The organism is Microbacterium sp. Soil_C_42 (assembly GCF_057656735.1).
Genome location: NZ_JBDGJU010000002.1, coordinates 159,369 through 177,594 on the forward strand (window position 1 = coordinate 159,369; position 18,226 = coordinate 177,594).

At 70.5% G+C, this 18,226-nt stretch carries 12 protein-coding genes; 8 read left to right on the forward strand and 4 right to left on the reverse strand.

Features of this window, described 5'->3' with window-relative positions; all coding sequences use genetic code 11:
* Nucleotides 1-68: 68 nt before the first annotated feature.
* The 3 genes from glgB to glgX all read right to left on the reverse strand — a co-directional run bounded on the left by glgB (nucleotide 69) and on the right by glgX (nucleotide 6,488).
* Nucleotides 69-2,246, reverse strand: coding sequence for a 1,4-alpha-glucan branching protein GlgB (gene glgB, locus AC3A46_RS02375; RefSeq protein WP_487663634.1), 2,178 nt, complete (start codon nucleotides 2,244-2,246; stop codon nucleotides 69-71).
* Nucleotides 2,243-4,327: a maltotransferase domain-containing protein gene (locus AC3A46_RS02380; protein WP_487663635.1), complete on the reverse strand. Its 2,085-nt coding sequence runs from the start codon at nucleotides 4,325-4,327 to the stop codon at nucleotides 2,243-2,245. The genes glgB and AC3A46_RS02380 overlap by 4 nt, the downstream gene beginning before the upstream one ends.
* Before the next feature lie 76 nt (nucleotides 4,328-4,403).
* Nucleotides 4,404-6,488 carry a glycogen debranching protein GlgX gene (gene glgX, locus AC3A46_RS02385; protein ID WP_487663636.1) on the reverse strand — a complete coding sequence of 695 codons (2,085 nt, stop codon included), beginning with the start codon at nucleotides 6,486-6,488 and terminating at the stop codon, nucleotides 4,404-4,406.
* A gap of 114 nt (nucleotides 6,489-6,602) precedes the next feature.
* On the opposite strand from glgX, the gene AC3A46_RS02390 reads away from it, so the two are divergent.
* The 4 genes from AC3A46_RS02390 to AC3A46_RS02405 all read left to right on the forward strand — a co-directional run bounded on the left by AC3A46_RS02390 (nucleotide 6,603) and on the right by AC3A46_RS02405 (nucleotide 11,718).
* Complete coding sequence (locus AC3A46_RS02390; protein ID WP_487663637.1) at nucleotides 6,603-7,796, forward strand: cysteine desulfurase family protein; 1,194 nt, start codon at nucleotides 6,603-6,605, stop codon at nucleotides 7,794-7,796.
* A 9-nt stretch (nucleotides 7,797-7,805) separates the two neighbouring features.
* On the forward strand, nucleotides 7,806-8,903 hold the full coding sequence (gene mnmA / locus AC3A46_RS02395) for a tRNA 2-thiouridine(34) synthase MnmA (RefSeq protein WP_487663638.1): 1,098 nt from the start codon (nucleotides 7,806-7,808) through the stop codon (nucleotides 8,901-8,903).
* Nucleotides 8,904-9,055: 152 nt separating this feature from the next.
* Nucleotides 9,056-11,356, forward strand: coding sequence for an NAD-dependent DNA ligase LigA (ligA, locus tag AC3A46_RS02400; protein ID WP_487663700.1), 2,301 nt, complete (start codon nucleotides 9,056-9,058; stop codon nucleotides 11,354-11,356).
* A 53-nt stretch (nucleotides 11,357-11,409) separates the two neighbouring features.
* Complete coding sequence (locus tag AC3A46_RS02405) at nucleotides 11,410-11,718, forward strand: YciI family protein (protein WP_487663639.1); 309 nt, start codon at nucleotides 11,410-11,412, stop codon at nucleotides 11,716-11,718.
* A 4-nt stretch (nucleotides 11,719-11,722) separates the two neighbouring features.
* Here the strand turns inward: AC3A46_RS02405 and AC3A46_RS02410 are convergent, their stop codons facing one another.
* Nucleotides 11,723-13,423, reverse strand: a complete 1,701-nt coding sequence (locus AC3A46_RS02410; protein WP_487663640.1) for a long-chain-fatty-acid--CoA ligase — start codon at nucleotides 13,421-13,423, stop codon at nucleotides 11,723-11,725.
* 60 nt (nucleotides 13,424-13,483) lie between these two features.
* Between AC3A46_RS02410 and gatC the strand changes: the two genes are divergently transcribed.
* The 4 genes from gatC to AC3A46_RS02430 all read left to right on the forward strand — a co-directional run bounded on the left by gatC (nucleotide 13,484) and on the right by AC3A46_RS02430 (nucleotide 18,203).
* Nucleotides 13,484-13,783, forward strand: coding sequence for an Asp-tRNA(Asn)/Glu-tRNA(Gln) amidotransferase subunit GatC (gene gatC / locus AC3A46_RS02415; protein WP_116196676.1), 300 nt, complete (start codon nucleotides 13,484-13,486; stop codon nucleotides 13,781-13,783).
* 10 nt (nucleotides 13,784-13,793) lie between these two features.
* Nucleotides 13,794-15,314 carry an Asp-tRNA(Asn)/Glu-tRNA(Gln) amidotransferase subunit GatA gene (gene gatA, locus AC3A46_RS02420; RefSeq protein WP_487663641.1) on the forward strand — a complete coding sequence of 507 codons (1,521 nt, stop codon included), beginning with the start codon at nucleotides 13,794-13,796 and terminating at the stop codon, nucleotides 15,312-15,314.
* Nucleotides 15,314-16,837: an Asp-tRNA(Asn)/Glu-tRNA(Gln) amidotransferase subunit GatB gene (gene gatB, locus AC3A46_RS02425; protein ID WP_487663642.1), complete on the forward strand. Its 1,524-nt coding sequence runs from the start codon at nucleotides 15,314-15,316 to the stop codon at nucleotides 16,835-16,837. Before gatA ends, gatB begins: the two co-directional genes overlap by 1 nt.
* Before the next feature lie 103 nt (nucleotides 16,838-16,940).
* Entirely contained in the window at nucleotides 16,941-18,203 is a 1,263-nt protein-coding gene (locus AC3A46_RS02430) for a DNA polymerase IV (protein WP_487663643.1), read from the forward strand.
* Nucleotides 18,204-18,226 lie beyond the last annotated feature (23 nt).

The following is an 18,226-nucleotide window of genomic DNA, read 5'->3' on the forward strand; positions in this document are numbered from 1 at the left end:
CATCCGCGCTTCGCGGACGAGGGCCCCGGATGCTGCATCCGGGGCCCTCGTCGCGTGTCGGAGGATTCTCAGCCCTGCGTCGGCGAGGGGATGTGGGCGTCCGTCCGGTGGCGGAGCCACAGGACGCCCAGCGGCGGCAGCACGAGCGACGCGCGGCCGCCCGCTCCCGCGTGGACCACGCCGAGGTTTCCGACGCCCGACCCGCCGTACAGCTGCGCATCGGTGTTCAGGATCTCGTCCCACACCCCGGTCTCGGGCATGTCGAGCTCGTAGGACGAGATCGGGTTGCCCGAGAAGTTGGCCGCGACGACGATCGTGTTGCCGTGCCAGTCCCTGCGGGCGAAGGCGATCACGTTGGGATTCCACTTCGGCGCACCCAGTCGCGTGAACGCCGCCCCGTCGCTGTCGCGCGCCCAGAGCGCGGACTCCTCGCGGTAGACCCGGTTCAGCGCGCCGACGAACTGCTGGAGCTGCGCGTGCGTGGGCTGATCGAGCAGCCACCAGTCGAGCGAGCGGCCCTCCGACCACTCCGAGAGCTGGCCGAACTCCTGGCCCATGAACAGCAGCTGCTTGCCGGGGTGCCCCCACATGTAGGCGAGGAACGCGCGCATGTTCGCCAGCTTCTGCCAGTGGTCGCCCGGCATCCGCGAGAAGAGGCTGCCCTTGCCGTGGACGACCTCGTCGTGGCTGATCGGCAGCACGTAGTTCTCGCTGAACGCATACACGAACGAGAACGACAGCTCGCCCTCGTGGTGGGAGCGATAGATCGGATCGCGCTTGATGTACTGGAGCGAGTCGTTCATCCAGCCCATATTCCACTTGAAGCCGAAACCGAGTCCGGCTTGGCTGGTGGGCGCGGTGACGCCGGGGAAGCTCGTCGACTCCTCGGCGATCATCGCGATGCCGGGGTACCGCTTGTAGGCGGTGGCGTTCACCTCCTGCAGGAAGCGGATCGCCTCGAGGTTCTCTCGGCCGCCGTGCACGTTGGGCTCCCACTCGCCGTCCTCGCGCGAGTAATCGAGGTAGAGCATCGAGGCCACGGCGTCCACGCGCAGCCCGTCGACGTGGAACTCCTCGAACCAGTAGAGCGCGTTGGCGACGAGGAAGTTGCGCACCTCGTTGCGACCGTAGTCGAAGATGTACGTGCCCCAGTCGCGGTGCTCGCCCCGCCGCGGGTCGGCGTGCTCGTACAGCGGTTCACCGTCGAAGCGGGCCAGGGCGAAGGAGTCCTTCGGGAAGTGGCCCGGCACCCAGTCCATGATCACGCCGATGCCGGCCTGGTGGAGCCGGTCGATGAGGTACCGGAGGTCGTCGGGGTGCCCGAACCGGCTGGTCGGCGCGTAGTACCCGGTCACCTGGTAGCCCCACGACCCCCCGAACGGGTGCTCGGCGAGCGGAAGGAACTCGACGTGGGTGAAGCCCTGCGCGCTCACGTAGTCGATGATCTGGTCGGCGGCCTCCCGGTACGACAGCCCCGGACGCCACGAGCCGAGGTGCAGCTCGTACACCGACATCGGGAGCGACACCGGGGTCGACTTCGCGCGCTGGGTCAGCCAGGCGGCATCACCCCACGAGTACGAGGTCTGGACGACGACGGATGCTGTGGCCGGCGGCACCTCGGCGAACCGGGCCACCGGGTCGGCCTTGAGCACCCAGTCACCGCTGCGGGCGCGCAGCTCGAACTTGTAGGTCGCGCCCTGCCCGACACCGGGGATGAACAGCTCCCACACGCCGCTCGCGCCCATCGAGCGCATCGCGTGCCCCTGGCCGTCCCAGCCGTTGAAGTCGCCCACCACACGCACCGCACGGGCGTTGGGCGCCCACACGGTGAAGGCGGTTCCCCACGAGCCGTCGTGCTCACGCTGATGGGCGCCGAGCACACGCCACAGTTCCTCATGGCGTCCCTCGCCGATGAGATGCAGGTCGAGCTCGCCGATGGTGGGGGAGTGGCGGTAGGGGTCGTCGGCTCGGAAGTCGGGACCCTCGGGGTACGTGGTCAGCAGCTCGTACCGGTTCAGCGCGCCCGCGCGCGTCCCCTCCCAGATCCCGGCGCGCACGTGCTCGAGCGGCACGCGGGTCCCGTCGGCGAACACGGCGGTGACGCTGCGTGCCAGCGGCCGGCGGGCGCGAATGATCCAGGTCGCGGTGCCCTCGGCATCCGTGTCGGGATGGATGCCGAGCACGGCGTGGGGATCGTGGTGCGAGCCCGCCGCGACGGCATCGAGGACCTGGTCGGTGGGCGTCATCGGGGCTCCTTCACGTGGAGGATGTGGACCGGCTCGGTGAACGCGTCGAGCATCACGTAGTTGTGATCCGACCACGTCCAGCGGCCGCCGGTCACGAGGTCCTCGACCTCGTACGGCGTACCGGGCTCGACGCCCCACACACGGGTGTCGAGGTGGACCATCGTCTGACGCACCGAGTGGGGATCGGTGTTGACGACCACGATGATCGTGTCGCTGCGGCCGTCGGGCGACAGCGCCGCGTCGAGGTGCTTGGCGTAGACGAGGATCGCGTCGTCGTCGCTCCAGTGGACGCTGAGGTTGCGCAGCTGTCGCAGAGCCGGGTGGGCGCGGCGGATCTCGTTGAGGCGGGTGAGGAAGGGCGCGAGCGAGTCGCCGCGCTCGACGGCACCGGCCCAGTCGCGCACCTTGTACTCGTACTTCTCGTTGTCGATGTTCTCTTCGGACCCCGGGCGTGCGACGTTCTCGTAGAGCTCGTAACCCGCGTACACGCCATAGCTGGGGGCGGCGGTCGCCGCGATGGCGGCGCGGATGCGGTACGCCGCCCTGCCGCCGAACTGCAGGTACTCGGTGAGGATGTCGGGGGTGTTGACGAAGAGGTTGGGGCGGAGGAAGGCGGAGGTCTCGTGCGCGAGGCCCGAGAGGAACTCCTCGAGCTCCGCCTTCGTGTTGCGCCACGTGAAGTACGTGTAGCTCTGCTGGAAGCCGGCCGACGCGAGGCTCTGCAGGGGAGCGGGCCGCGTGAAGGCCTCGGCGAGGAAGACGACGTCCGGCTCGTCGGCAGAGACGGTCGCGATCAGCCACTCCCAGAACTGCAGCGGCTTGGTGTGGGGATTGTCGACGCGGAAGATGCGCACGCCCTGGGCGATCCAGTGGCGCACGACGCGCAGCACTTCGGCGCGGATCCCCGCCGGATCGTTGTCGAAGTTGACCGGGTAGATGTCCTGGTACTTCTTGGGCGGGTTCTCGGCATAGGCGATCGACCCGTCGGGGAGAGTGGTGAACCACTCGGGATGCGCCGTGACCCACGGGTGGTCGGGCGCGGCCTGCAGTGCGAGGTCGAGGGCGATCTCGATGCCCGCCTCGCGCGCCTTGCGCACGAACGAGCGGAAGTCCGCGAGTGAGCCGAGGTCGGGGTGGACGCTGTCGTGGCCGCCGGCCGCCGAGCCGATCGCCCACGGCGAGCCGGGGTCGCCGGGACCCGCGTCGAGCGTGTTGTTCGGTCCCTTGCGGTTGAGCGTGCCGATCGGGTGGATCGGCGGCAGGTAGAGCACGTCGAAGCCCATGTCCGCGACCGCCGGGAGACGCTTGGCCGCCGTGCGGAACGTGCCGCTCGTGACGGTGCCGTCCTTGAGGCGACGGGCACCCTCGGAGCGGGGGAAGAACTCGTACCACGCGCCGACGCCGGCGCGCTCGCGCTCGACGAGCAGCTCGAGGTCGTCCCCGATGGTCACGAGCGACATGACCGGCCGCGCGTGGAAGTACTGTGCGATCGCAGGGTCCTCGACGATCGACAGCGCCCCGGCATCGTCGACCTCGCTGTCGCGCAAGGACGCCGCCGCATCGGCGAGCGCCCGGCGTTCCGCCGCGGGGCGGCCCCTCTCGGCACCGGCCTGTTCGAACAGACGAGCGCCCATCTCGCGCATGAGAGGGGCATCCACGCCCGCCGCGATCTTGAGCGATGCGGCGTGCTCCCACGTGGCGAAGTCGTCGCCGAACGACTCGAACCGGAACCGCCAGACGCCCTGCTCGAGCAGGGCGACCTCGGTCCGCCACCGGTCGAAGCCGTCTTCGAGCGGCTCGAGGCGATGCAGCGATTCGTCGCCGGAGGGCGAGAACAGCCGCACCTGCACGCCGATGCGGTCATGCCCTTCGCGGAACGACGTCACCCCGAACGGCACGACTTCGCCGGCGAACGCCGTGGGCCGGTAATCGCCCCAGGGAACCGCCGGTGTCGGCTGGGCGAGAGGAACGCGCCGCGCTGCGGTATCGCGTTCCGCCTGCCAGGCGCGGGTCTTGCGGACAGGGAGTGCCGAGGCGCTCCGCCACGGGCGGGAGCGCACGGAGCGCGTCTTCGTGACCACGACTCGAACCTATCGCGCGCCCGACCGGGATGACAGCGACGTGACGAGGTGGCGCGATTTCACCGCCGGTTCGGGGCTACTCGGCACGGAAGAGGCGCATCGACGTGCCGGCGAGCGAGACGATGTCCCCGGGTGCGAAGGTCTCCCCGCTCTCGGACGGCGTCTCGTCGGCGCTCGACCACAGCGAGACGTACCGTGTCACGTCCTCCACGTCGGGAAGCGTGACGTCGATCGCCCGCTCCGTGCCGTGGACCATCAGCAGCACACGGTTGAACCCCTCGAACTCGGGCGTCGATGCGGCGACGTACTGCAGCGTGCGGTGCGAGGGATCGGTCCATCGCTCGATCGACATCGTCTCGCCGTGCTCGTCGTACCACTCCATGACGGACGCCGACGGCGTGCGTTCGCCGAGCCGCGCGAAGCGGCTGGGGCGCAGCGCCGGGTTCTCGCGACGCAGCCGGAGCAGGTGGCGCACGTGCGCATACAGGTCCCGCTGCCACGGTGCGTGCTCCCACGACAGCCACGTCAGGACCGAGTCGTGGCAGTAGGCGTTGTTGTTGCCGCGCTGCGTGCGGGCGAACTCGTCGCCGGCGGTCAGCATCGGCACGCCGGCCGACAGCAGCAGCGTACCCAGGAGGTTGCGCATGGCCTTGCGCCTCGTCGCGAGGATGCGCTCGTCGTCGGTCGGTCCCTCCGCGCCGTGGTTGAAGGAGCGATTGGTGTCGGCGCCGTCGCGGTTCTGCTCGCCGTTGCCGAGGTTGTGCTTGACGTCGTACGACACGAGGTCGCGCAGTGTGAATCCGTCGTGGGCGGTCACGAAGTTGACGCCCGCGAGCGGACCCCGCACGTCCGCGAAGGTGTTCGCGGAACCGGCGAGGCGGTTCGCGAACCCGCCGATGCCGACCGGGGAGGTCGAGGCACGGCGGGCGTAGTCGACGTCGCTCAGCCAGAAGTTGCGGACGCGGTCCCGGTAGCGGTCGTTCCATTCGCTCCAGCCTTCGCCGAAGTTGCCGGTCTGCCAGCCGCCCATGCCCACGTCCCACGGCTCGGCGATCATCTTGACGCCGGCGAGCGCGGGGTCGTCGAGGATGGTGCGCAGCAGCGGATGCTCCGGGGTGAACACGTGCCCCGCGTCGCGTCCGAGCGTCGCGGCGAGGTCGAAGCGGAAGCCGTCGATCTGGACCTCGTTCGCCCAGTAGCGCAGCGAGTCCAGCACCAGGCGGGCCGCAGCATCCGTCGACGTGTTCACCGAGTTGCCGCAGCCGGTGACGTCGATGTACGCGCCGTCCTCCTGCTGGCGGTAATAGGCGCGGTTGTCGATGCCGCGCAGACTCGAGCGCGGACCGCCGATGCCCTCCTCGGCCGTGTGGTTGTAGACGACATCGAGGATCACCTCCAGCCCCGCCTCGTGCAGCAGCTTCACCATGCCCTTGAACTCGCGCAGGACCGCTTCGGGGCCCTGCCGACGTGCATCCTCGGTGGCGTAGTCGGCGTGCGGGGTGAAGAAGTTCAGCGAGTTGTAACCCCAGTAGTTGGTGAGTCCGTGCTGGAGCAGCCGTGGTTCGGTCGTGAACGCGTGAATCGGCAGCAGTTCGATGCTGGTGACGCCGAGGTCGAGGAAATGCTGCACCATGGCCGGGTGGGCGAGGCCGGCGTACGTGCCGCGGAGGGCGCCCGGGACGTCGGGATGCCGCTTCGACAGGCCCTTGAGGTGGCCCTCGTACAGCACGGTGCGGTCCATCGGGATCGCCGGCTTCGCGACGCCGCCCCAGTCGAACGATCCGTCGACGACCTCCGAGCGCCAGCCGTCGTACCCGGTGCGGACCAGGCCGCGGGAGTACGGCTCGAGCAGGAGCGTGCCGCGGTTGAAGGTGTTGCCGGGGGCCTGCGGCCCGTCGACGCGGATCGCGTATCGCGTGCCGGGGCGCAGGAGCGGCGTCGTGATCTCCCAGACGCCGCCGCCGATCGCGACCAGAGGCTCGATCGCGGTGATCCAGTCGAGGTCGGTGTCGTCGAAGACGACGAGGTCGATCGCGTCCGCCGCGTCCGACCAGACGCGCAGGCGTGCGTGCCCGTCGAGCAGCACGACGCCGAGTCCATCGAGCTGGGGATCGAGCAGATCCGCGTCCGGGGGCGAGATCACGGAGACCGGGCTGATCATGCGGACTACCATAACCATGGTCCGAGTCGGCGGTGTTACGACACCGGGTCCTGCCGGACACGGAACTCGGATGCAGCAGCCCGCCACTCCGATCGCGAAGGAGGCCGACCGGTCATGAGCGACGCGCGGATCTATCTCGATCACGCCGCGACCGCGCCGCTGCGACCGGAGGCGCGGGACGCGTGGGTCGGCGCCGCGACGACGGTGGGCAACGCCTCGTCCATCCACGGCGCGGGCCAGCATGCGCGACGCGTGCTGGAGGAGGCGCGCGAGCGCCTCGCCGCGGTGGTGGATGCCGACCCGATCGAGATCGTGTTCACCTCGGGCGGCACCGAGGCCGTCAACCTCGCGGTGAAGGGCCTGTGGTGGGCGCGCCGACCCGATTCCGACGCCGTGGCGCTGCCGGACGGCGAGCACCACGCCACCCTCGACGCGGTCGAATGGCTCGAGGCGCAGGGGGCGCACCTCCGGCACGTCGGCATCGACGACGCTGCTCGCATCCGCCTCGACGAGTTCGCCGCGGCGCTGTCGGGCGCAGCTCTGGCCACCGCGCTCGTGGCGAACAACGAGGCCGGCACGGTGAACGATGGTGCCGCGCTGTCGGGCGCGGCCGCGGCGGCGGGCGTGCCGCTGCACCTCGACGCGGTGGCGGCGTTCGGTCACGTGCCGGTGTCCTTCCGCGACTGGCGAGGTGATGCCCGTGGCCGCGCCGGGCTCGCAGCCATGAGCGTGTCCGCGCACAAGATCGGCGGTCCGACTGGCGTCGGCGCGCTCGTGGTCGCGCGCGGCGCGGAGCTCACCGCCCTCCTGCACGGCGGCGGTCAGCAGCGGAGACTGCGCGCCGGCACGCAGGACGTGCCCGGCGCCGTCGCCTTCGCGGTCGCCGCCGAACTGGCGGAGGCGGAACGGGTGTCGGAGGCGGGACGGCTGGCGGTCCTGCGGGAACGGCTGGTGCGCGGCATCCTGAGCTCCATCCTCGATGCCGAGCTGCTCGGAGACCCGATCGACCGCGTCCCCGGGAACGCTCACCTGCTCTTCCCCGGGGCGTCGGGCGAGACACTGCTCTTCCTCCTCGACATGGCGGGAGTCGAGGTGTCCACGGGATCGGCGTGTCAGGCGGGAGTGCCGGAGCCGTCGCACGTCGTGCTCGCGATGGGTCGGACCGATGCCGAAGCGCGCCAGGTGCTGCGGGTGACGCTGGGGCGCACCACGACCGACTCCGATGTCGATGCCGTGCTCGCGGTGCTTCCCGACGTCGTCGAGCGCGCGCGAGCGGCGTCCGGGCCGCGGTCAGGCAGGGTTTCGTAGACTGGACCCATGCGGATCCTTGCGGCCATGAGCGGTGGAGTGGACTCCGCCGTCGCGGCCGCCCGGGCCGTCGAGGCGGGGCACGAGGTCGTCGGCGTGCATCTGGCGCTCTCACGGGCGGGCGGCACGCTGCGCACCGGCAGCCGCGGCTGCTGCACGATCGAGGACGCCATGGACGCGCGCCGGGCCGCCGACCGCCTCGGCATCCCCTTCTACGTGTGGGACTTCTCCGAGCGGTTCCGTGACGACGTCATCGACGACTTCGTGGCCGAGTACCGCGCCGGACGCACGCCGAACCCGTGCATGCGGTGCAACGAGAAGATCAAGTTCGCCGCGCTCCTGGAGCGCGCGATCGAGCTCGGCTTCGACGCGGTGTGCACGGGGCATTACGCCACGCTGGTCGACGGCCCGGAGGGTCTCGAACTGCACCGGGCCTCGGATGCCGCGAAGGACCAGTCCTACGTGCTCGGCGTCCTGAATGCCGAGCAGCTCGCCCACACGTATTTCCCCCTGGGTGCGACACCGTCGAAGGCCCTGGTGCGCGCCGAGGCCGAGGAACGCGGACTGACCGTCGCGCACAAGCCCGACAGCCATGACATCTGCTTCATCCCCGACGGCGACACGCGCGGCTGGCTCGCCGAGAAGGTCGGCGCGGAGCGCGGTGACATCGTCGACCGAGCCGGCACGGTCGTGGGAGCGCACGACGGCGCGCATGCCTTCACCGTCGGCCAGCGCCGCGGCCTTCAGCTCGGCGTTCCCGCGCCCGATGGCAAGCCGCGCTTCGTGCTCGAGGTGCGACCGGTGTCCAACACCGTCGTCGTCGGTCCGAAAGAAGCCCTCGCCACCGCTGAGATCGCGGGGGAGCGGTACTCCTGGGCCGGGCGTCCTCAGCCCGCCGGCGCGTTCGCCTGCCATGTGCAGATCCGCGCCCACGCGGACCCCGTGCCGGCGACCGCGACGCTCGCGGGCGGCCTGCTGACGGTGGTTCCCGAGGAGCCGTTCGACGGCGTCGCTCCGGGTCAGACGGCCGTGCTGTACGACGGCACGCGCGTGATCGGGCAGTTCACGATCGATCGCACGGTCTCGGCCGTTCCGGTCGACGCATAGACCAGAACGGATGCCGCGCCGCGCGGTTCTGGGGGCGCCTGCGCCCTGGCGGTGTCCGACCCCGCTCCTAGACTGATGCGGTGACGGATGACCTCGGTACGCCAGCCTCCGCCCCGCTCGATGCGGCGGCGCCCCTCCCCGCCGACTCCGGTCTGGAGGCCTCGCGCGCCGAGGCGCAGGAGCTGACCGACCGCATCATCGACGCCCGCGACGCGTACTACGGCCGCAACGCCGAACTCGTCGACGATGCGACCTACGACGGGTGGATGCACCGGCTCGAAGAGCTCGAGCGGCTGCACCCCGAACTCCAGGGCCAGGACTCGCCGACACAGACCGTCGGCGCGGCTGAGAGCTCGATGTTCGCCCCGGTCGAGCATGCAGAGCGCATGCTGAGCCTCGACAACGTGTTCAGCCTCGACGAGCTGCGGGACTGGTGCGCGAAGGCCGAGACGGCGGCCGGCCGCAAAGTGCGGTGGCTCACCGAGCTCAAGATCGACGGACTCGCGATCAGCCTGCGCTACGAGCGGGGCGTCCTGACCTCGGCGGCGACGCGCGGCGACGGCCGCACCGGTGAGGATGTCACGATCAATGCGATCCGGGTGGCGGGGATCCCGCAGCGGCTCGAGGGCAGCGGACACCCCGACCTCGTCGAGGTGCGTGGCGAGGTGTTCATCCCGGTCGCGGCCTTCGAGGCGCTGAACGCGCTGCAGGCCGACATGCGCGATCGCGCCGTCGAAGAGACGCGCGCCCGCGGACGCACGTTCGACGAGGCCAAGGCGCGACTGAGCGCGGAGCGGCGTTTCCCGTCGTTCGCGAACCCGCGCAATGCCGCGTCGGGCGGCCTCCGCCAGCAGCTCGACAAGAAGGACGGCCTGGAACGCGAGGCCGGACAGGCCCGGCTCGATTCGCTCCGCCTCTTCGTCCACGGCATCGGCGCGTGGAGTCGCCCACCGGTGGAATCGCAGAGCGAGACGTACGGGCTCCTCGCCGAGTGGGGACTTCCGACCAGTCCGTACTTCCGCACGGCCGACGGCATCGACGGTGTGCTCGATTTCGTCGCACATTACGGCGAGCACCGCCACGACGTCGAGCACGAGATCGACGGCGTCGTCGTCAAGGTCGACGAGCTCGCGCTGCACGACGAGCTCGGCGCGACCAGCCGTGCTCCGCGGTGGGCGATCGCGTACAAATACCCGCCCGAGCAGGTGAACACGAAGCTGCTCGACATCGTCGTGTCGGTCGGCCGTACGGGTCGCGCCACGCCGTTCGCCGTGATGGCTCCGGCGCGCGTCGCCGGGTCGGTGGTGCGTCAGGCGACCCTCCACAATCAGGACGTCGTTCGCGCGAAGGGTGTGCTCATCGGCGACACGGTCGTGCTGCGCAAGGCCGGCGATGTGATCCCCGAGATCCTCGGTCCCGTGGTCGAGCTCCGCGACGGCACCGAGCGCGAGTTCGTCATGCCCGCCGACTGCCCGGAGTGCGGCTTCCCGCTCGCCCCGGCGAAGGAGGGTGACATCGACCTGCGCTGCCCCAACACGCGGGCCTGCCCGGCCCAGGTGCGTGGCCGCGTCGAGCACATCGGCTCGCGCGGTGCGCTCGACATCGAGGCGCTCGGCGAGGTGACCGCGGCCGCCCTCACGCAGCCGTCGGTGCCCGAAGTGCCTCCTCTCCAGACCGAGGCGACGCTGTTCGAGCTCACGGTCGAGCAGCTGGTGCCGATCGAGGTGGTCGTGCGCGACGCCGAGACCGGCGAGCCACGCGTCGACGAGAAGTCCGGCGAGGTCGTTCGGCGAGCGCCCTTCCGGCGCAATCCCACACCCGCCGAGAGGAAAGCCGGCATCATCGACGCGCAGCCGTCGGCGCAGGCCCTCACGCTCATCGATCAGCTGGAGCGCGCGAAGTCCAAAGAGCTGTGGCGTTTCCTGGTGGCTCTCAACATCCGCCACGTCGGTCCGGTGGCGGCGCGGGCGCTGGCCCAGTGGTTCGGCTCGGTCGCGGCGATCCGTGAGGCATCCCGCGACGACCTCGCCGCGGTCGAGGGCGTGGGTGGGATCATCGCCGATTCGCTGAGCGAGTGGTTCGAAGTGGACTGGCACCGCGACATCGTCGATCGGTGGGCGGCGGCAGGCGCCCAGCTCGCCACGCCCGGCCACCCCGGTCCTGGAGCGGCCGTCAGCACCGGGGGTGTGCTCGACGGCCTCACCGTCGTGGCGACCGGTTCACTCGACGGCTACAGCCGTGAGGGGGCGCAGGAGGCCATTCTCCAGGCCGGCGGCAAGGCCGCATCGAGCGTGTCGAAGAAGACCGACTTCGTCGCGGCCGGCCCGGGTGCCGGATCGAAGCTCACGAAAGCGGAGGAGCTCGGCATCCGCATCCTCGACGCCGCACAGTTCCACATCCTCGTGACGCAGGGGCCCGAGGCCCTCGACGCGCTCCTGCCCGACGCAGGCTGACAGCGCCTGGGCCGGCCCATGCATCAGCCGGCGACGGCTGAGATGATGACGGCATGGCGCAGTGGCTCTATCGCATCGTCCCCTCCCGGCCCGAGATGGTCGCCCATGCGACGCCCGACGAACAGCGCATCGTGGGCGAGCATTTCGCCTACCTGGTCTCGTTGCGCGAGCGCGGTGTGCTGGTCATCGCGGGGCGGACACAGGAGACCGAGAGCGCTTTCGGCATCGCGATCTTCGAGGCAGACGACGAGCGCGCGGCGCGCGAGGTGATGAACTCCGACCCCGCGGTGGCGGCCGGCGTCTTCGTCGCGTCCCTGCATCCCTATCGGATCGCCGTCGCGCGCGACGGCCTCGAGGACTGAGCCGTCAGGCTCCCGTGTTCAGCGCGAGCAGGCGGTCGCGCACCTGGCGGCGCAGCACCTTGCCGATCAGGGACTTCGGCAGCTCGTCGACCACGTAGATGCGTCGCGGCACCTTGTAGGGCGTGAGGATGCCCCGTGCGAAGTCACGCACGGCTTCGACGTCGATCTCCTGGCCCGGGGCGACCACGATCGCGGCGACGACCTCCTCGCCGGAGCGTTCGCTCGGGAGTCCGACGACAGCGGCGTCCTCCACCTGCGGGTACTGGCGAAGCGCGTTCTCGACCTCGGTGGGCGCCACGTTGAAGCCGCCCGTGATGATCAGCTCCTTGATCCGGTCGACGATCCGCACGAACCCGGCGTCGTCGATCGTGACGATGTCGCCGGTGCGGAACCAGCCCTCGGTGAACACCGCCTCGGTCTCTTCGGGCTTGCCGTAGTAGCCGCTGAACACCTGCGGGCCGCGCACGACCAGCTCACCCCGCTCGCCGGCGGGCACATCCTGCGTCGGGTCGTCCGGGTCGACGACGCGGCACTCGGTGCCCGGCAGCGGCAGACCGACCGTCCCCGGGACCCGGTTGTCGGCGACCGGGTTCGCCATCAGAACCGGCGAGCACTCGCTGAGCCCGTAACCCTCGACCAGGAACCCACCGGACGCCGCCTCGAAGGGCACCACGAGCTCATGCGGGAGCGCCATGGCGCCTGAGATCGCGACCTCGGTGCCCGTGAGCGACACGCCCTTCTCACGCGCGGCCTTGAGGAGGCGATCGGCGATCGGCGGGACGAGCGGGAGGAAGGTGGCGGGATGCTTCTTCGTCACGTCGAGCACCATGTCGGGGTCGAAGCGGGGGAAGAGCACCAGGCGCGCGCCCATCGACATCGCGAACGTCAGGCACAGGGTGAGCCCGTAGGCGTGGAACATCGGCAGGACCGCGTAGACGATGCATCCGTCTCCGCGGACGATCGACGGCACCCATGCGCGCGCCTGCGCCGCGTTCGAGAGCAGGTTCCGATGCGTGAGCGAGGCACCCTTCGGAGTGCCGGTGGTTCCGCTCGTGTACTGGATGAGCGCGAGATCGTCGGTGCCGGGGCGCGGATGAGATGCCGGCAGCGCCGGCGACCCGACGACCTTCTCCCATGTCACCGTCCCCGAGACCCGCTCGGTCAGCGCCTCCCGCGCCTCGCGGGCTTTGGCGATGGGAAGCTTGAGGGCCAGGCGGGTGCCGAACGGCATCGCCGTGATCACGTCGACGGAGATGAGATTCGTCACGTCGAGGTCTGCGGGGAAGTCCTGCACGGTCGCGACGACCTTGGTCCAGACGATCGCGTGCTTCGCGCCGTGGTCCTCGAACTGCTTGCGCAGTTCCCGCGGCGTGTAGAGCGGGTTGTGCTCGATCACGACCGCGCCCAGGCGCAGGATCGCGTAGAACGCGACGATGTGCTGCGGACAGTTCGGCAGCACGATCGCGACCGGGTCGCCGGCCTTCACCCCGAGGCCACGAAGTCCTGCCGCCGCGCGCTCGATCTGCTCGTGCAGCGACCGGTAGGACGTCTCGCGTCCGAAGAACTGCAGGGCCGCAGCATCCGGGTAATCGCGTGCCGACGCATCGACGATGTCGACGAGCGAGCCGGTCACGGGGGCGAGGTCCTCCGGAACCCCTTCGGCATAGCTGGCGATCCAGGGGCGCGGCGGGTCGTAGGTCGTCACGGGCACAGCCTACGCCGGGGACGCCCGGGGCCATGGGCGCGGCCCCGGTAGTCTTGTGTGGTGTCTGAAATCACCCCCGATCTCGTGCGCCATCTCGGTGTGCTCGCCCGGATCCAGCTGAGCGACGGAGAGGTCGAGCGCCTCACCGGCCAGCTCGACGCGATCGTCGACAACATCGCCAAGGTCTCCGAAGTCGCCACGCCCGACGTCCCCGCCACCAGTCACCCGATCGCCCTCGAGAACGTCTTCCGGTCGGACGTGCCCGGCGATCTGCTGACGCCCGCACAGGTGCTGCAGAACGCACCGGATTCCGCGGACGGCCGATTCCGCGTGACCGCGATCCTCGGCGAAGAGCAGTAAGGGGCCCGACGTGACCGATCTCACGAAGCTGAGCGCCGCCGCGCTCGCAGCCAAGCTCTCCGCCGGCGAGGTGTCGAGCGTGGAGGCCACGCAGGCCCACCTCGACCGCATCGCCGCCGTCGATGCCGATGTGCACGCCTTCCTGCACGTCAGTGAGCACGCGCTGGACGTGGCTGCCGACATCGACCGCCGGCGCGCAGCCGGCGACGACCTCGGCCCGCTGGCCGGCGTCCCCCTCGCGATCAAGGACGTGCTGGTCACGACGGACATGCCGTCGACCAGCGGCTCGAAGATCCTCGAGGGCTACATGTCGCCGTACGACGCGACCGTCGTCGCGCGTTCGCGCGCCGCCGGCCTCGTGCCGCTCGGCAAGACCAACATGGACGAGTTCGCGATGGGCTCGTCGACCGAGCACTCGGCGTACGGTCCGACACGCAACCCCTGGGACCTCTCGCGTATCCCCGGCGGTTCGGGCGGCGGCTCGGCCGCCGCGGTCGCGGCCTTCGAAGCCCCGCTCGCCCTCGGCTCCGACACCGGCGGGTCCATCCGCCAGCCCGCGCACGTCACCGGCACCGTGGGCATCAAGCCGACCTACGGCGGCGTCAGCCGATACGGCGCGATCGCGCTGGCCTCGAGTCTGGACCAGGTCGGCCCCGTCACGCGCACGGTGCTCGACGCCGGCCTCCTCCACGACGTGATCGGCGGGCACGACCCGCACGACTCCACGTCGCTGGCCCACGACTGGCCGTCGTTCGCGGCCGCCTCCCGCGAGGGCGCTACCGGCGAGGTGCTCAAGGGCCTCAAGGTCGGCGTGATCCGCGAGCTCCCCGACAGCGGCTTCCAGGCCGGCGTGTCGGAGTCCTTCCGCGCGGCCCTCGCCGCGATGGAGGCTCAGGGCGCCGAGATCGTCGAGGTCAGTGCGCCGCACTTCGAGTACGGCGTCGCCGCGTACTACCTGATCCTCCCGGCCGAGGCATCCAGCAATCTGGCGAAGTTCGACTCGGTCCGCTTCGGACTGCGCGTCGACGTTCCCGGCGGCACCGTGGAGGACGTCATGGCCAAGACCCGCGACGCCGGCTTCGGCGACGAGGTGAAGCGCCGCATCATCCTCGGCACCTACGCTCTCTCGGCGGGCTACTACGACGCCTACTACGGATCGGCCCAGAAGGTGCGCACGCTCATCCAGCGGGACTTCGCGGACGCGTTCTCGACGGTGGATGTCATCGCGACGCCCTCGGCGCCCACCACGGCGTTCAAGCTCGGCGAGAAGATCGACGACCCGCTGCAGATGTACCTCAACGACGTGACGACCATCCCGGCGAACCTCGCGGGCGTGCCCGGAATCTCGATCCCGTCCGGCCTGGCGTCCGAGGACGGCCTGCCGGTGGGCATCCAGTTCCTCGCTCCGGCCCACGAGGACGCTCGCCTGTACCGCGTCGGTGCGGCGCTGGAGTCCCTGCTCGTCGACTCGTGGGGCGGCCCGCTCCTCGACAGGGCGCCGGCGCTCGGCGCGAACGGAGGTGCCCGCTGATGGCGAAGGACAAGCTGATGGACTTCGACAAGGCGCTGGAGCTCTACGAGCCGGTGCTCGGGTTCGAGGTGCACGTCGAGCTCAACACCGAGACCAAGATGTTCTCGGCGGCGGCCAACCCGGCGAACGACGCGAACCACGGTGCCGAGCCGAACACGCTCGTCGCTCCCGTCGACATGGGACTGCCGGGCGCGCTCCCCGTCGTCAACGAGACCGCGGTGCGGTATTCGATCAGCCTGGGCCTTGCCCTCGGCTGCTCGATCGCGCCGTCGAGCCGGTTCGCGCGGAAGAACTACTTCTACCCCGACCTGGGCAAGAACTACCAGATCTCGCAGTACGACGAGCCCATCGCCTTCGAGGGCTCGGTCGACATCGAGCTCGCCGACGGCGAGATCATCACCGTGCCGATCGAGCGCGCGCACATGGAGGAGGATGCCGGCAAGCTCACGCACGTCGGCGGCTCGACCGGTCGCATCCAGGGTGCCGAGTACTCGCTGGTCGACTACAACCGCGCCGGCGTGCCGCTCGTCGAGATCGTCACCAAGCCGATCTTCGGCGCCGAGCACCGCGCGCCCGAGATCGCGAAGGCGTACGTCGCGACGATCCGCGACATCGTGATCGCACTGGGCATCTCGGAGGCGCGCATGGAGCGGGGCAACCTCCGCTGCGACGCCAACGTCTCGCTGCGCCCCCGAGGCCAGGAGAAGCTCGGCACGCGCACCGAGACGAAGAACGTCAACTCGATGCGCTCGGTCGAGCGCGCCGTCCGGTACGAGATCCAGCGTCAGGCCGCCATCCTCGCCGCAGGCGGGACGATCACCCAGGAGACGCGCCACTGGCACGAGGACACCGGCACCACGTCGCCCGGTCGTCCCAAGTCCGACGCGGACGACTACCGCTACTTCCCCGAGCCCGACCTGCTGCCGGTGGCGCCGTCCGTCGAGCTGATCGAGCAGCTGCGCGCCGCGCTGCCCGAACCGCCGGCAGCCCGCCGCCGCCGTCTCAAGGCGGACTGGGGGTTCGCCGACATCGAGTTCCAGGGCGTCGTGAACGCCGGCCTTCTCGCCGAGGTCGAGGCGACGATCGCCGCAGGCACGTCGCCCGCGGCGGCGCGCAAGTGGTGGACGGGTGAGCTGCTGCGCATCGCGAACGCCGAGGGGCGTGAGCCCGCTGAGCTCGCCACGCCTGCGGACGTGGCCGCGCTGCAGGCGCTGGTCGACGCGGGAACGCTCACCGACAAGCTCGCGCGTCAGGTGCTCGAAGGCATGATCGCCGGTGAGGGCACGCCGCAGGAGATCGTCGATGCCCGCGGCCTCGCGGTGGTCTCGGACGACGGCGCGCTCATCGCGGCGATCGACGAGGCGTTGGCTGCTCAGCCCGATGTGCTCGAGAAGATCCGCGACGGCAAGGTGCAGGCGGCGGGCGCCGTCATCGGAGCGGTCATGAAGGCGATGAAGGGCCAGGCGGACGCCGCGCGCGTGCGCGAGCTCGTGCTCGAGCGGGCCGGCTCGACCGGCGCGTAGCGGCTGAGGGTGCGCGAGCACCCGTGTTGCTCGGAGAGGGCGGATTCCGACCGGGATCCGCCCTCTCGCTCTCGATGTCGGAGATCGGTGGAAGGATCGGGCCATGGGGCGTGGCGACGGGACTGGCCGTGTCGTCTCACCAGAGGGTGCTGACGACAGTGGCGCCGGCATCCTGCACGTCGATATGGACGCCTTCTACGCGTCGGTCGAGCAGCTGGACGATCCGTCGCTGCGCGGTAAGGCGATCATCATCGGCGCGCCCGAGAGCCGCTCGGTCGTGTCCAGCGCGTCCTACGAGGCCCGCCGCTTCGGCGTGCGTTCGGCCATGCCGGTCGGCCAGGCACTCCGACTGTGTCCGCACGCGATCGTCGTCCCCCCTCATTTCGACCGGTATCTCGAGACGTCGGCGCAGGTCATGCGCATCTTCCGCGACGTCACCCCCCTGGTCGAGCCGCTCTCGATCGACGAGGCGTTCCTCGATGTGCGGGGAGCGCGCCGGCTGTGGGGGAGTCCCGGAGAGATCGCTCGGATGCTGCGCCGCCGCGTCCTCGACGAGACCGGCCTCACGTGCAGCGTGGGTGTCGCAGCGACCAAGCACGTCGCGAAGATGGCCTCGACGATGAGCAAACCCGATGGGCTGCTCATCGTCGCGGAGGCCGACACGGCCGCGTTCCTCGCGCCGCGGTCGGTGCGCGCACTCTGGGGCGTCGGCCCCAAGACGTCCGAAGCGCTCGAGGCACGCGGCATCCGCACCATCGCCGACGTGCTCGACACGCCCCGCGAGCTGCTGGATCGGGCGCTCGGGGTCGCGATGGGGGATCGGATCTGGCACCTGGCGAGGGGGATCGACGCGCGCGAGGTCGACACGAGCCGCGTCGAGAAGAGCGTGGGGCACGAGGAGACCTTCCACGAAGACATCGGCGACACCGCCATCCTGCGCTCCGAACTCCGACGCCTCGCCGATCGTGTGGGCGCCCGACTGCGCAGCAGCGGGTGGGAGGCGTCGACCGTCGCGATCAAGGTGCGCTACGCGGACTTCACGACGATCTCCCGCTCGCAGACGCTCCCCGAGCCCACGGCTGTCGGGCAGCGCATCGGCGATGCCGCCCACGAACTGTTCGCGTCGGTGGATCGTGCGCTGCCGGTACGGCTCATCGGCGTGCGCGCGGAGAAGCTGCGCCCGGCGGGTGCGGCGATGCCGACGCTGTGGGACGACGACGAGGGATGGCGCCGCATCGAGGACGCGCTCGACGGTGCCACCGCGAAGTTCGGACGAGGCGCGGTCACCCGCGCGACGCTGCTCGGTACGCGCGGCGGAGGCACCCTGCCCTCCAGCCCGCCCCCGCCCCGTCGCGACCAGGGGTGACGCCGGCACAGGGCCGGGCGGGT

Excerpts from the sequence above, each read along its gene's own strand:
- glgB (WP_487663634.1), bottom strand. The coding sequence starts at position 2,246 with ATGACGCCCACCGACCAGGTCCTCGATGCCGTCGCGGCGGGCTCGCAC.
- glgX (WP_487663636.1), bottom strand. The coding sequence starts at position 6,488 with ATGATCAGCCCGGTCTCCGTGATCTCGCCCCCGGACGCGGATCTGCTC.
- AC3A46_RS02390 (WP_487663637.1), top strand. The coding sequence starts at position 6,603 with ATGAGCGACGCGCGGATCTATCTCGATCACGCCGCGACCGCGCCGCTG.
- mnmA (WP_487663638.1), top strand. The coding sequence starts at position 7,806 with ATGCGGATCCTTGCGGCCATGAGCGGTGGAGTGGACTCCGCCGTCGCG.
- AC3A46_RS02405 (WP_487663639.1), top strand. The coding sequence starts at position 11,410 with ATGGCGCAGTGGCTCTATCGCATCGTCCCCTCCCGGCCCGAGATGGTC.
- gatB (WP_487663642.1), top strand. The coding sequence starts at position 15,314 with ATGGCGAAGGACAAGCTGATGGACTTCGACAAGGCGCTGGAGCTCTAC.
- AC3A46_RS02430 (WP_487663643.1), top strand. The coding sequence starts at position 16,941 with ATGGGGCGTGGCGACGGGACTGGCCGTGTCGTCTCACCAGAGGGTGCT.